The sequence below is a fragment of the Roseateles sp. GW821-FHT03B02 genome (genome assembly GCF_059421025.1).
The window spans coordinates 86,676-100,228 of record NZ_JBWKUV010000007.1; the positions used below are offsets into that span (position 1 = coordinate 86,676).

At 69.3% G+C, this 13,553-nt stretch carries 12 protein-coding genes; 10 read left to right on the plus strand and 2 right to left on the minus strand.

From position 1 onward, the window contains the following. Nucleotides 1-32: 32 nt before the first annotated feature. Complete coding sequence (locus tag AC07VX_RS18660) at nucleotides 33-458, minus strand: Lrp/AsnC family transcriptional regulator (protein ID WP_493166012.1); 426 nt, start codon at nucleotides 456-458, stop codon at nucleotides 33-35. A gap of 134 nt (nucleotides 459-592) precedes the next feature. Between AC07VX_RS18660 and ocd the strand changes: the two genes are divergently transcribed. Beyond that, complete coding sequence (gene ocd, locus AC07VX_RS18665) at nucleotides 593-1,630, plus strand: ornithine cyclodeaminase (RefSeq protein WP_493166011.1); 1,038 nt, start codon at nucleotides 593-595, stop codon at nucleotides 1,628-1,630. 89 nt (nucleotides 1,631-1,719) lie between these two features. Next, nucleotides 1,720-2,631 carry a DUF4399 domain-containing protein gene (locus AC07VX_RS18670; RefSeq protein ID WP_493166010.1) on the plus strand — a complete coding sequence of 304 codons (912 nt, stop codon included), beginning with the start codon at nucleotides 1,720-1,722 and terminating at the stop codon, nucleotides 2,629-2,631. Between the two features lie 3 nt (nucleotides 2,632-2,634). On the opposite strand, the gene AC07VX_RS18675 is transcribed toward AC07VX_RS18670, so the two are convergent. Further along, the gene (locus AC07VX_RS18675; RefSeq protein ID WP_493183937.1) at nucleotides 2,635-5,562 is read right to left on the minus strand and encodes an HD domain-containing phosphohydrolase; all 2,928 of its coding nucleotides are present in this window, start codon (nucleotides 5,560-5,562) and stop codon (nucleotides 2,635-2,637) included. A 161-nt stretch (nucleotides 5,563-5,723) separates the two neighbouring features. Between AC07VX_RS18675 and ybiB the strand changes: the two genes are divergently transcribed. The 8 genes from ybiB (at nucleotide 5,724) to cobA (ending at nucleotide 13,552) form a co-directional block, all read left to right on the plus strand. Next, nucleotides 5,724-6,656 (plus strand): DNA-binding protein YbiB, encoded by a 933-nt coding sequence (ybiB, locus tag AC07VX_RS18680; RefSeq protein ID WP_493166008.1) that lies wholly within the window; start codon nucleotides 5,724-5,726, stop codon nucleotides 6,654-6,656. Between the two features lie 124 nt (nucleotides 6,657-6,780). Continuing rightward, entirely contained in the window at nucleotides 6,781-7,548 is a 768-nt protein-coding gene (locus AC07VX_RS18685; protein ID WP_493166090.1) for a sulfite exporter TauE/SafE family protein, read from the plus strand. 2 nt (nucleotides 7,549-7,550) lie between these two features. Continuing rightward, complete coding sequence (locus tag AC07VX_RS18690) at nucleotides 7,551-9,266, plus strand: nitrite/sulfite reductase (RefSeq protein ID WP_493166007.1); 1,716 nt, start codon at nucleotides 7,551-7,553, stop codon at nucleotides 9,264-9,266. Nucleotides 9,267-9,272: 6 nt separating this feature from the next. After that, nucleotides 9,273-9,767 (plus strand): DUF934 domain-containing protein, encoded by a 495-nt coding sequence (locus tag AC07VX_RS18695; protein WP_493166006.1) that lies wholly within the window; start codon nucleotides 9,273-9,275, stop codon nucleotides 9,765-9,767. Continuing rightward, a complete protein-coding gene (locus AC07VX_RS18700) occupies nucleotides 9,764-10,519 on the plus strand; it encodes a phosphoadenylyl-sulfate reductase (RefSeq protein ID WP_493166005.1) in 756 nt (251 codons plus the stop codon). The genes AC07VX_RS18695 and AC07VX_RS18700 overlap by 4 nt, the downstream gene beginning before the upstream one ends. Beyond that, complete coding sequence (gene cysD / locus AC07VX_RS18705) at nucleotides 10,516-11,481, plus strand: sulfate adenylyltransferase subunit CysD (RefSeq protein ID WP_493166004.1); 966 nt, start codon at nucleotides 10,516-10,518, stop codon at nucleotides 11,479-11,481. Before AC07VX_RS18700 ends, cysD begins: the two co-directional genes overlap by 4 nt. After that, nucleotides 11,481-12,767: a sulfate adenylyltransferase subunit 1 gene (locus AC07VX_RS18710; protein WP_493166003.1), complete on the plus strand. Its 1,287-nt coding sequence runs from the start codon at nucleotides 11,481-11,483 to the stop codon at nucleotides 12,765-12,767. Before cysD ends, AC07VX_RS18710 begins: the two co-directional genes overlap by 1 nt. A gap of 2 nt (nucleotides 12,768-12,769) precedes the next feature. Next, nucleotides 12,770-13,552: a uroporphyrinogen-III C-methyltransferase gene (cobA, locus tag AC07VX_RS18715; protein ID WP_493166002.1), complete on the plus strand. Its 783-nt coding sequence runs from the start codon at nucleotides 12,770-12,772 to the stop codon at nucleotides 13,550-13,552. The last annotated feature ends 1 nt before the right edge of the window (nucleotide 13,553 follow it).

Sequence of the window (13,553 nt, forward strand, 5' to 3'; positions counted from 1 at the left end):
AAGCGCGGCGCACGATACCCGAGTCGGGGACCCTAGCCGAGCTTGTAGCTTTGCAGATGGATTGACGTCTCGGTGCCGGCAATGCCCTTGATGAGCCGCACCCGCTCCAGCACGGCCGCCAGTTCATTGAGGTTGGAGCTGCGGATCTCGGCCAGCAGGTCCCAGCGGCCGTTGGTGTCGAACAGGCCGGTGATGCCGGGCTCGCCGAGCAGGATGGACACCACCTCCCTCGTGCGGTTGCCCTCCACCGTGATGCTCATCCAGGCGGTGATCTCGTCAGGCACGGAATCGGGCCGCAAGCGCACCGTGTAGCCGGTGATGACGCCGCCGTCCTCCAGCCTGGCGATGCGGTTGGTGACGGTGCCCCGCGACACCTTGAGCTTGGCCGCCAGTGTGGCGACGCTGGCGCGGGCGTCGGTGCGCAGCAGCGCGAGCAGTTGCTGGTCTAGAGCATCCATTTGGACAAATCGTCAATTTCAATTGCCATTTTGCCAAAAGCTTTTGCATTACGTGGCAAGACTTGCGCTTCTGTTTGCCGCCTCGCCTCGGAAGAATCGCTTCAAGCCCTTTCAAACACTTCCCGGAGACAGCCATGACCACCGTTCTCACCACCCAGGACGTCGCCCGAATCGTGCAGCGCGTCGGACTCCCCGATTTACTGCGCCGCCTCGTCGCCTACCTCGAGGCCGACTACCTGCGCTGGGCCGAGTTCGACAAGACGCCGCGCGTCGCCGCCCACTCGGCGGACGGCGTCATCGAGCTGATGCCCATCGCCGACGCATCGCTCTACAGCTTCAAGTACGTCAACGGCCACCCCAAAAACCACCGCCTCGGCCTGCCGACCGTGATGGCCTTTGGCGTGCTCGCCGACGTGGCGACCGGCGCCCCGGCTCTGCTGTCCGAGCTGACGCTGACCACGGCGATGCGCACCGCGGCCACCTCGGTCATGGTGGCCAAGCGCCTGGCCCGCCCCGACAGCCGCGTGATGGCCCTGATCGGCAATGGCGCCCAGAGCGAGTTCCAGGCCCTGGCCTTCCACCACGTTCTCGGCATCCGGGAGTTGCGCCTGTTCGACATCGACCCCGCCGCCACCGCCAAGCTCGTGCGTCATCTGCAGGCCACGCCCGGCCTGACGCTGACGGTCTGCGCCTCCACCGCCGAGGCCGTCCGAGGCGCCGACATCGTCACCACCGTCACCGCTGACAAGACCAACGCCACCATCCTGACGCCGGACATGATCGAGCCCGGCATGCACGTCAACGGCGTCGGCGGCGACTGCCCCGGCAAGACCGAGCTGCACCATGGCGTGCTGGCCATGGCCCGCGTCGTCGTCGAGTACGAGCCTCAGTCGCGCATCGAGGGCGACGTGCAGCAGATGCCGGCCGAGTTCCCCGTCACCGAGTTCTGGCGCGTGCTGGCCGGCGAGGCCACGGGCCGCGACTCGTCGAGCCAGGTCACGGTGTTCGACTCCGTCGGCTTCGCGCTGGAGGATTTCTCGGCGCTGCGCCTGCTGCGCGACGTCAGCATCCAGCTGGGCCTGGGCGCGCCGCTGGACCTCATTCCGCAGATGGCCGACCCCAAGGACCTGTTCGGCGAACTGCAGCTGAGCGCCCAGTTGCAGGCCGCTTGAACGGGGCCGGCGGCGTCACCACTTTTCACTAGACGGGCCGTCATCCAGCCCCCCCAAAATCGGCCGCAAATGCCGATGAAGGGGGTTGTATGCGGAGAGCTGTTGGCGGTGGCCTGATCCTGATCGGAACCCTGGCGCTGACGCCTTGCCTTGTCACGGCCGAAGCCTTGCCGGCCGACCCGCTGGAGCGCCAGTGCTGGCTGTCCCACACGGCCCAGCGCACGGCCGTGGATCTGCGCGAACCGGTGTCGGTGCACTTCAGCAACCTGAAGAGCGGCTACCGCGTACGCACGCCTTTCTGGGTGGAATTCGGCATCCGCGGCATGGGCGTCATACCGGCCGGCAACAAGAACGAGAAGGCCGGCCACCACCACATCCTCATCGACACGCCGCTGCCGCGCGACCACACCGCGCCCATCCCCTTCTCCGACACGCACAAGCATTTCGGCAAGGGCCAGACCGGCACCCAGATCGACCTGCCGCCGGGCCGACACACGCTGCGGCTGCTGTTCGCCGACCATGCCCACAAGCCCTATTTCGTGTTCAGCAACGAGATCGCCATCGAGGTGACGGGAAAGCGCAGCGAGCCCGGCCCCAAAGTGCTGCCGGGCGGCGACTTCCGCGAGAGCTGCGCGGCCTGGTACGAGGACGCACGTGCAACGCCGCGCGCGACCACCGGTCGCGAGGTCTACGTGAAGAACCTGCGTGACGAGGAAACGGTGTCGAGCCCCTTCACGCTGTCCCTCGGCGTGCTGGGCGCCGGCCTGGGCGTGGCGCCGGCGGGTACCGAGATCAAGGACACCGGGCACTTTCGCCTTGCCTTCAACCCCAGGGGCGGCGCCACCACGCAGCGCCAGAACCTGGTCGATGGCCGCACCGAGGCCATCGTCGACCTGCCGCTGGGCGACCACGAGGTCGTCGCGTCACTGCACGACGGCGCCGGCAACCTGCTGCTCAAGGGCACGCCGGTCAAGTTCAGCGTCAACCGCCACGATCGCTAGGACTCACAGAAAGCCCGTCACGTCCTCGACGTCGATCAGCTCCGCCGGCATGAAACGCCGCGCATAGGCCATGCAGGTGCCAGAACGCAGGAAGAGCTCGTAGAGCTCGGTGTCCAGATGCCCCTCGCGGGCCATGCGGCCGAGGATTGCCAGCGCCTCGGACAGCGGCTTGCCCGGCTTGTAGGGCCGGTCATCGGCCGTCAGCGCCTCAAAGACGTCGGCAATTGCCATCATGCGCGCCTGCGGACTCATCTGCTCGCGCGTCAGGCCGCGCGGGTAACCCTTGCCATCCATGCGCTCGTGGTGGCCACCGGCAATCTCGGGCACCTCGCGCAGATGGCGCGGGAAGGGCAGCTCGGCCAGCATCTTGAGCGTCTGCACTATGTGCTCGTTGATCTTGTAGCGCTCCTCATCCGTCAGCGTGCCGCGCGACACCGAGAGGTTGTGCAGCTCGCCGCGGTTGTAGAGGTGCTCGGGCTGGGCCATGCGAAAGCCCCAGCGGTTGTCCCGGTCCAGCCGCTCCCCTGCGGGGCGCGGCTGCACCTGCTCGGGCCTGTCGGCCAGCAGGCGCTCGGGCGCGGGCAGCGGCGGGCGCGGGCGTGGCAGACGGCGGGCCTCCTCCACCGACAGGCCCAGGCCGTCGTCCAGCGTGCGCTGCCAGGGCCGCGCGCCGATCTCCCGCAGCCGCGCCTGGTGCTCCGGGCTGAGGTATTCGCCGCCCTGGTTGCAGGCCGCGACGAAAGCGTAGTCGCTGTCCAGCGCGGCCAGCGCCTCGGCGGCATCGGCGCGCGCCCGGGCGGCCCCGTCGGCGCCGATTCGCTCCTCCAGGCGCTCGATCAGCGCGTCGCGCTTGAGCACCTCGAAGCGCGTGCGGATCTCGTGGATGCGGTTGTAGAGCGTTTCCAGCTTGGTCGCCTTGTCGACCACGTACTCGGGCGTCGTGACCTTGCCGCAGTCGTGCAGCCACGCGGCGATGTGCAGGGCCTCCCACTCGTCGGCGGTCATCGAGAAACGGGCATAAGGCCCTTCGGTCGCTTCGCAGGCGGCCTGGGCCAGCATGCGCGCCAGCTCGGGCACGCGCTGGCAGTGGCCGCCGGTGTAGGGGCTCTTGGCGTCGATAGCGCCGGCCACGAGCTGGATGAAGCTGTCCAGCAGCGCCTTGCGGGCGTTGAGCAGCAGGTGGTTGTCGATGGCCAGGGCCGCCGTGCCCGACAGCGCACGCACGAAGGCCACGCGCGCCGCGCCCAGCGGCTCGGCCTGGCCCTTGGCCGGCATCGCGAAGCTCAGCGTCAGCGTGCCGATGGTCTCGTCCTGGCGATTCTTCAGCGGCAGCGACAGCAGGCGCATGCGCGAGGCGCTCAGTCCGGCGAAGAGCGGCTCGTAGGCCTTGAGGTGGCGCGGGTCGTCCCAGCGCAGGTCGGTCTCGATCGGGGCATCCGCCCGCAGCGCCTGCACCGGGGCGGCGATGCTGTCGCCGTCCTTCAGGTCCCAGACCAGGGCAGCCGCCGGCGCCGGCTTGCCGAGCAGCTGCGCAGCGGCCGGCAGCAGTTGGTCCTGGTCTGCCGACAGCAGATGCACCGCACCGCCGCTGGCACCGGACACGGCAATGGTCTCGCTGAGGATGCGCTCCAGCAGCCTGTCGAAATCGCGCTCGGCGCTCAGCGCGCCGCTGATGTCGAGGAAGCGGCGCAGCGAGTGCTTCATCGCCGTCATCGCCAGGCCGAGCCGGTCCACCTCGCGGATCATGCTGCGCCCCGGGTCCGGCCAGTCGAACTCGAAATGCCGGATCGCCTCGGCCTGGCGCGCCAGGTGGCGCAGCGGGCGCGACACCCGGTCCGCCAGCAGGTGCACCACGGGCAGCAGCAGCAGCATCAGGCCCAGCGAGATGTAGAAGCCGTGACGCCGGCTCTCGATCTGGAAGGCCTGCAGCTCCTCGCGCGGCGCGGCCATCAGCAGCGTCAGCTCCGCGCCGGCCTCCCCACTGGCCGCCAGCGGCAGCGCATGGGCCACCCACTCCCGCCCGGCCACGGCCTGCACCGGCGCCAGCCGGCCTTCGGCATCGCGGCGCGACCACAGCTCGCGCATCAACGATGACGCCGTTTCCCCGATCTTGGGCAGGGACTTGGCCGTGCCGGCCTGGGCCAGGGTCTGGTGGCGAGCCTGCGCCACCAGGTCGCCGCCCGGGGTGGCGATCAGCAGCTCGGCGGACGCGCTGATCTGCGGCCGCGCCAGCATGCGGCCCAGGGCCTGCAGGCTGACGTCGGCGCCGACGACCGCTCCGCCCCGCGCCTCGGCCAGCGTCACACCGGGCTCTCCCGTCGTGAAGAAGACATAGGGCTCGGACTGCACCGCCCGGCCCTCTCCGGCCCGGCGCGCCAGCTCGTACCAGGGGCGGGTGCGCGGGTCGAACTCGTAATCGGGTCGGTCCAGCCGCTGCAGCTCGCGCAACTCGGCGTCGTAGAAGCGATAGCTGCCGCGCGGAGCGCTGCCGTCGCGGTCCACGCTCTGCAGGCCGTAGACCGCCCCCACCGGTGCGCCCATGCGGCTGCGCGTGGCTGCGTCGCCCAGCCGGCGCAACAGGAGAAAGGAGCCACGCGCGGTGCCCACGTAGACGGCTGACACCGAATCGTTGCTGCGCAGCGCCGCCGCGAACTGCGGCAGTGCCGCCAGACGCTCGGCCTCGCTGCCCACCCGGCCCAGGGCGCCCGAGGCCAGCAGGGCGACGCTGACCCGCGCCGGCCTCAACTCGGCCTCGACCGTGGCGGCGGCCTCGCGCCCGATGCGCTTGGCCGCCGCGCCGGCCTGCTGCAGCATCAACGCATCGCTGCGCGAACGCTCGTGCAGCAGCAGTGCGCCATAAACCAGCGTCACGAGGCCGATCATCAAGACGCTCAGCGTGATGTAGAGCGTCTTGGGCTTGAAGTAGGTCATGGCGTCGAAGTCAGACCGAGATGCGGAGCAGTATCCCCGGGGCGGGACCCGAAAGCCCGCCTTCGATCGCCGCGCTCCACAGGATGCGAGTCCCTTGCCTTCGGGCAACCCGGCCGCCAAGGCCGCCACGTGCAGCCCGCGGCGTTCCTACACTGGGCGCCATGGACTACGCACCCCTCATCAAGGAACTGGGCCGCGGCGCCCGTGGCGCACGCGACCTGAGCCGGGACCAGGCCGAAGAGCTCTTCGGTGCCATGCTGGACGGACAGGTGCCCGACATGGAGCTGGGCGCCATACTGATCGCGTTGCGCGTGAAAGGCGAAAGCGCCGACGAAGTGGCCGGCTTCCTGGCGGCCATGCAGGCGCGCACCGCCCACCTGGCCGCGCCGGCCGGACCGCGCACGGTGCTGCTGCCCAGCTTCAACGGTGCCCGCAAGCAGGCCAATCTGATGCCGCTGGTGGCCCGGCTGCTGGCCCGCGAGGGCGTACCGGTGCTGGTCTTCGGCCGGCACGACTTCGACAGCCGCCACAGCCCCTTCGAGCTGCTGGACGCCCTAGGCCTGCACGCCAGCGCATCGCTGCAGGACGCCGAGGCGCGGCTGGCAGGCGACAGATTGGCCGTCCTGCCTTTGCGGATGCTCAACCCAGGCTTGAACGCCCTGATGGCGCTGCGCCCGCGCCTGGGCGTGCGCAACAGCGCCCACAGCCTGGCCAAGCTGCTCGACCCCTTCCCCGCCAGCCGCGGCGTGCGCGTCGTCGCCGTGACCCACCCGGAATACCTGGACAGCATGGCCGCCGCCCTGCCCGGCCTGACGACCGTCCCAGAAGGCGGCGGCCGGGCCCTGCTGATGCGGGCCAGCGAGGGCGAGGCCTATGCCCACCTGCGCCGCAAGGCCCACCTGATCGGCTTCCAAGACGGCCAGACCGCCCCGCTGCACCCGGCCGACACGGCAGACCTGGACTGGCCGCTTTCGCCGGCCTGCGCCCCGGCCGAGAATGCGGATCTGATCCGTGCCATGTTGAATGGCACTGAAATGGTGCCTCCCCGGATTGCCGAGCAGGTCGCCGCGCTGCGGGTTCTCGCCACAAACTGAGGTTGCTTATTCAGCTCAGGCATATGGCCCGAAGAAGAATGTAGTTCTGCGGCACTGCAACATTCCCTAGAGTCGCGCCCTCGGGTGGCATGGGGCCGCCCGTCAGAGGCCTGGAGTTCGAGTGCTGGACGGAATTGCGATTGCGAGCGGATTGGGTGTCGGCCTCATCGTCGGCATCACCGGCGTGGGCGGCGGCTCGTTGATGACGCCGCTGCTGCTGTCCGTCTTCAAGCTGAACCCGGCGGTGGCCATCGGCACCGACCTGTGGTTTGCGGCCCTGACCAAGATGAGCGGCTCCGTCGCCCATGCCCGCCACGGCCACGTGGACTGGGCCATCGTGCGCCGCCTGCTGACCGGCTCGGTGCCAGCCTCGATTGCCACGGTCGCGCTGATGCACCTGACCGGCATCACCAAGGGCTGGGCCTCCGCGCTGACGCTGTCGCTGGGCATCGCGCTGCTGCTGACGGCCGTGGTCGTCGCCTTCAAGCAGAGCTGGCAGGCCCTGGGCCTGAAGCTGGAACGCTGGATTCCCGACAGCCGCAAGCCCGCGCTGACCATCCTCAGCGGCCTCATCCTGGGCGTGCTGGTGTCGCTGTCCTCCATCGGCGCCGGCGCCATCGGCGCAACGCTGATCCTGCTGATCTACCCGCGCATGAAGGCACGCGACATCGTCGGCACCGACATCGCGCATGCCGTCCCGCTGACGCTGGTGGCCGGCATCGGCCACGCCAGCCTCGGCAATGTGAACTGGGAGCTGCTCGCGTCCCTGCTCATCGGCTCCTTGCCCGGCATCTGGCTGGGCGCCCAACTGACCCGCCGCCTGCCCGACGGCGTCGTGCGCAGCCTGCTCTGCGTCTCTCTTCTGATGGCCGGCTGGAAGGTCATCCACTAATCATGTACCGCTACACCGACTTCGATCGCCGCTTCGTCCTTGCCCGCGCCGCGCAATACCGCGACCAGCTCGAACGCCACCTCGCCGGCACGCTCAGCACCGACGACTTCCGCGCGCTGCGCCTGCAGAACGGCTGGTACATCCAGCGCCATGCACCCATGCTGCGCGTGGCCGTGCCCTATGGCGAGCTGTCATCGCGCCAGCTGCGCCAGCTCGCACGCATCGCCCGCGACTACGACCGGCAGCCCGACGGCCCGTTTGCCGGCCAGGGCGGCTACGGCCACTTCACGACGCGCCAGAACCTTCAGTACAACTGGATCCCGCTGAAGGACAGCGCCACCGTCATGGACCTGCTGGCCGAGGTGGACATGCACGGCATCCAGACCAGCGGCAACTGCATCCGCAACATCACCAGCGACGCCTTCGCCGGCATCGCGCCCGATGAGCTCGTTGACCCGCGCCCCTACTGCGAGATCCTGCGCCAGTGGAGCACGCTGCACCCCGAGTTCGCCCACCTGCCGCGCAAGTTCAAGATCGCCGTCAGCGGCGCCTCCGAGGACCGCGCGGCCATCGGCTGGCATGACATCGGCCTGCAGCTGAGGAAGAACGCGGCCGGCGAGGTCGGCTTCCAGGTCTTCGTCGGCGGCGGCATGGGCCGCACCCCCATCCCCGGCGTGGAGATCAACGCCTTCGTGCCCTGGCAGCAGATCCTGGTCTACATCGAGGCCATCGTGCGCTGCTACAACCTCGCCGGCCGGCGCGACAACCTCTACAAGGCCCGCATCAAGATCCTCGTCAAGGCCGAGGGCCAGAAGTTCTTTGACGCCGTCAACGAGGAGTTCGCGCGCATCCTGGCCGACGACCCGGCGGGCCACGAGCAGATCATCCCGCAGGCCGAGCTGGACCGCGTGAAGGCCAGCTTTGTGGACCCCGATGGCGTGAAGGCTGAGGCCGCTGCGCAGCTCGACACCAGCGATCCGGCTTTCTCCCGCTGGCTGTCGCGCAACGTGCACGGCCACCGCCTGGGCGGCTACCGCGCCGTCACGCTGAGCCTCAAGCGTGTGGGGATCGCCCCCGGCGATGCCTCGGCCGACGTGATGGACACCGCCGCCGCACTGGCAGACAGGTTCAGCCACGGCGAGCTGCGCGTGACCCACCGCCAGAACCTGGTGCTGCCCTGGGTGCGCGAGGCCGACCTGGCCGAGCTCTTCCAGGCTGCGCGCGCCGCCGGCTTCGCGACGCCCAACGGCGGGCTGCTGACCGACCAGATCGCCTGCCCCGGTGGCGATTTCTGCGCGCTGGCCAACGCCCGCTCGCTGCCGCTGGCGGCCGAGATCGCCGAGCGCTACCAGGACCAGGACGAACTCGAAGAGCTCGGCGAGATCGACCTGCACATCAGCGGATGCATCAACTCCTGCGGCCACCACCACAGCGGCCACATCGGCATCCTCGGCGTCGACAAGGACGGCGCCGAGTGGTACCAGCTGACGCTGGGTGGCAGCGATGGCTCGACGCTGTCGGGCACGACGGTGGCCGGCAAAGTCATCGGCCCGAGCTTTGCCGCCGACGAGATCGCCGACGCCATCGACGCCGTCATCGAAACCTTCAAGCGCGAGCGACAGGCAGGCGAGCACTTCGTCGACGCCGTGCGCCGCCTGGGCCTCGATCCGTTCAAGACCGCAGCGAATGCCGTTCGCACCTCCACCGCGAAGGCCTGACCCGAAATGAAGTTCATCAACGCCACCATCTGCCCCTGGCAGCACGCCGTCGGCGAAGACGGCCCCAAGCCCGACCCTGATCCGGCGCCGAACCGGCTGCTGAGCCTGGAGCAATGGCACGCGGTCAAGGGCCACTGGCCGGCCGACGTGCCGGTCGCCATCGAGTTCCCCAACGACGCCGACATCCACCAGCTCGCGCCCGACCTGCCCCGCATCGCGCTGATCGTGCTCGACTTCCCCAAGTGGACCGACGGCCGCGCCTACAGCCAGGCTCACCTGCTGCGCATCCGCCACAAGTTCAAGGGCGCCATCCGCGCCCGCGGTGAGGTGCTGGTGGACATGATGCAGCTGCTGGCCCGCACCGGCTTCGATGAAGTCGTGCTGCGCGGCGACCAGTCCAAGGCCGCGGCACAGAAGGCCCTGGACCTGTTCGCGCCGGTGGGCTTCTACCAGGGCGACGTCAGCGAGACCCGCCCCTGGTTCCAGCGGAGCGCAGCATGAGCGAAGTGAGCAGCCTGCCCTGGGCGGCCGCGCCTGCGACGGGCAATGCCATCGGCCTGTACGCCAGGTGGACGCCTGCTCTGGACGCCAAGATCGAGGCTGCCCTTCAGCGTCTGCGCGATGCCAGCATCGAGCATGGCGACGGCTTGGTGCAGAGCAGCAGCCTGGGCGTGGAAGACATGGTCATCACCGACCTGATCGCCCGCACACGGCTGCCCATCGCCATTGCCACGCTGGACACGGGCAGGCTGCATGCCGAGACGCTGGCACTGCTGCCACGCATCGCCGAGCGCTACGGCCGCGAGGTCGAAGTTTTCAAGCCCGTCGCGGATGCCGTCATCCAGTTCGTCCGCAAGGAGGGCGAGGACGCGATGTACAAGAGCATCGAGCTGCGCAAGGCCTGCTGCGGCCTGCGCAAGATGGAGCCTCTGGGCCGCATGATGACGGGCCGCTCGGCCTGGATCACCGGGCTGCGCCGTGAGCAGTCAGGCGCGCGCGCCGACGTGGCCTTTGACGAGGATGACGGCAATGGCCGGCGCAAGATCAGCCCCATCGCGGACTGGACCTGGGCCGAGGTCTGGGCCTATGTTCAAAAATACGAGGTTCCTTACAACCCGCTGCATGACCAGTTCATGCCCTCGATCGGCTGCGCGCCTTGCACGCGCGCCATCGCGGTCGGTGAAGACTTCAGGGCCGGCCGCTGGTGGTGGGAAGACTCCACCAAGGAATGCGGCCTGCACGCCAAATCATGAATGCTGCTGTGAAACCCGAACAACTCATCGCCGACGTCGACCACGCCCACCTGGATGCGCTGGAAGAGGAAGCCATCTTCATCCTGCGCGAGGTGGCCGCGAGCTTCGAGCGCCCCGCCCTGCTCTTCTCCGGCGGCAAGGACTCGTGCGTCGTGCTGCGCCTGGCCGAGAAGGCCTTCAAGATGAAGAACGCGGCCCACCCCAGCGGCTACTCGGGCCACCTGCCCTTCCCGCTGGTTCACATCGACACGGGCCACAACTTCCCCGAGGTCATCACCTTCCGTGACCAGCGCGTGGCCGACATGGGCGAGCGCCTGGTCGTGGGCCACCTCGAAGACTCGATGGCCAAGGGCACTATCCGCCTCAGCCATCCGCTGGAAAGCCGCAACGGCCACCAGACCGTGACCCTGCTGGAGACCATCGAGGAACACAAGTTCGACGCCCTGATCGGCGGCGCCCGCCGCGACGAGGAAAAGGCGCGCGCCAAGGAGCGCATCTTCAGCCACCGCGACAGCTTCGGCCAATGGCAGCCCAAAGAGCAACGCCCCGAGCTGTGGACGCTGTTCAACACGCGCATCCGCCCGGGCGAGCACTTCCGCTGCTTCCCCATCAGCAACTGGACCGAGCTGGACGTGTGGCTCTACATCGCCCGCGAGAACATCCCGCTGCCGCAGATGTACTACGCCCACGAGCGCCAGGTCATCCGCCGCAAGGGCCTCTTGGTGCCGCTGACCGAGGTGACGCCGCCCGAGGCCGGCGAGACCGTCGAGACCGCCACCGTGCGCTTCCGCACCGTGGGCGACATGACCTGCACCTGCCCGGTCGAGAGCCCCGCCGCCAACGCGAGCGAGGTCGTGGCCGAGACGCTGACCGTCACCGTCAGCGAGCGCGGTGCCACGCGCATGGACGACCGCACCAGTGAAGCTTCCATGGAGAAGCGCAAGAAGGAAGGGTATTTCTGATGAAGGCGCTGCGATTCCTAACGGCGGGCTCCGTTGACGACGGCAAGAGCACGCTGATCGGCCGCCTGCTGTTCGACGGCCAGGCCATCCTGGCCGACCAGCTCGACACGCTGGAGCGCCGCGCCGCCGGCCGGCCCATCGACCTGAGCCTGCTGACCGACGGCCTCGAAGCCGAGCGCGAGCAGGGCATCACCATCGACGTGGCCTACCGCTACTTCGCCACCAAGACGCGCAAGTTCATCATTGCCGACGCCCCCGGCCATGAGCAGTACACCCGAAACATGGTCACGGCCGCCGCGGGCAGCGACGCCGCCGTGGTGCTGGTGGACATCACCAAGCTCGACCTGACACAGGACGAAGTGGTGCTGCTGCCGCAGACGCGCCGCCATTCGCTGCTGGCGCAGCTGCTGCGCGTGCCCAGCATCGTCTTCGCCATCAACAAGATCGACGCGCTGGACGACGCCGGTGCCGGCTTCGCCAAGGTGAAGGCGGCTCTCGACAAGTTCGCTGCCGCTGCCGGCCTGAACGTGGCCGCCACGGTGCCCGTCAGCGCCCTGCGTGGCGACAACGTCACCCAGCCGCTGGACGCGCCCTGGTGGAGCGGCGAGAGCCTGCTGCAGGTGCTGGAGCGCCTGCCCACGCTGAGCGAGCGCACCGACGCGCCGCTGTCGCTGCCCGTGCAATACGTACAGAAGGACGCCTACCAATCCCAGGGCACCGGCGTGCAGCCGCGCGTGCTGTGGGGCCGCATCGCCCACGGCGCCGTCAAGGCCGGCGACACCATCGAAGTGCTGCCGTCCAGGCAGACGGCGGTGGTCGCGGAAGTGCGACTGGCCGGTGAGACCGTCGCCAGCGCCGAAGCCGGCGACTCGGCCGGCCTGGTGCTGGACCGCCAGCTCGACGTCAGCCGCGGCGACTGGATCGTCACGCCAGACTCGGCCACGTCCACCAAGCACTTCCCCGCCACGCTGGCGTGGCTGGATACCGAAGCCGCCAAGCCCGGCCGCAAGTACTGGGTGCGCCACGGCAATCGCTGGGTGCAGGCCCGCATCTCGGCCATCGACTCGGTGCTGGACATCAACACCCTGCAACCCCAGGACGCGCACGAGCTGCCCGTCAACACCATCGGCCGCGTGCAGATGGAAGTGCAGCACGAGCTGCCGGTCGAGCCTTTCAAGGACAACCGCGTCGGCGGCGCGCTGATCGTCGTCGACCCGGCCAGCCACCGCACCAGCGGCGCACTGCTGGTGGATGTTCAGACCGCTCCGGCGGACGAGGCCTGGTGATCATGGGCAAGGTGATCTTCGTCAGCGCCGGCCCCGGCGCAGCCGACCTGATCACGCTGCGCGGCGCCCGTGCGCTGTCGCAGGCCGACGTCGTGCTCGCCGACGCGCTGGCCGACCCGGCCCTGCGCGAGCTGGCGCCCCATGCCCGCTGGATCTCCGTCGGCAAGCGCGGCTTCGAGCATTCGGCCAAGCAGACCGAGATCAATGCGCTGCTCGTCAAGGCGGCACTTGAAAACGCCCTGGTCGTGCGCCTCAAGGGCGGCGACGCCAGCGTCTTCGGCCGCCTGGAGGAAGAGCTGATCGCGCTGGCCCAGGCCGGCATCGCCAGCGAGGTCGTCCCCGGCGTCACTGCGGCCCTGGCCGCCGCGGCCCAGGCCCAGCGCCCGCTGACCCGTCGTGGCCGCGGCCGCAGCGTCAGCCTGACGACCGCCATGACCGAGGCCGGCGAACTGCGCGCCGCCCACTCGGCCGACACCGAAGTCTTCTACATGGCCGGCCGCCAGTTGGCCGCGCTGGGTCGCCAGCTGCTCGCGGCCGGCTGGGCGCCCGACACCCCCACCCTCGCCGTCAGCCGCGCTGGCTGCGCCGATGCCCTCACCAGCGAACACGCCCTGGCCAACCTCGCCCAGGCCGCGCTGCTGCACCGCGGCCGGCCCACCGTCGTCACTGTCGGGACAGGCGCAAGCCTTGTGGTGGATCAGGATCTGCCTCGGCCGGTGTCCAATAAAATCGCTGTTTCGCCCGAAATCCCACCGATGACGGCGCCCCTCACTGCCAAGAGCTGAA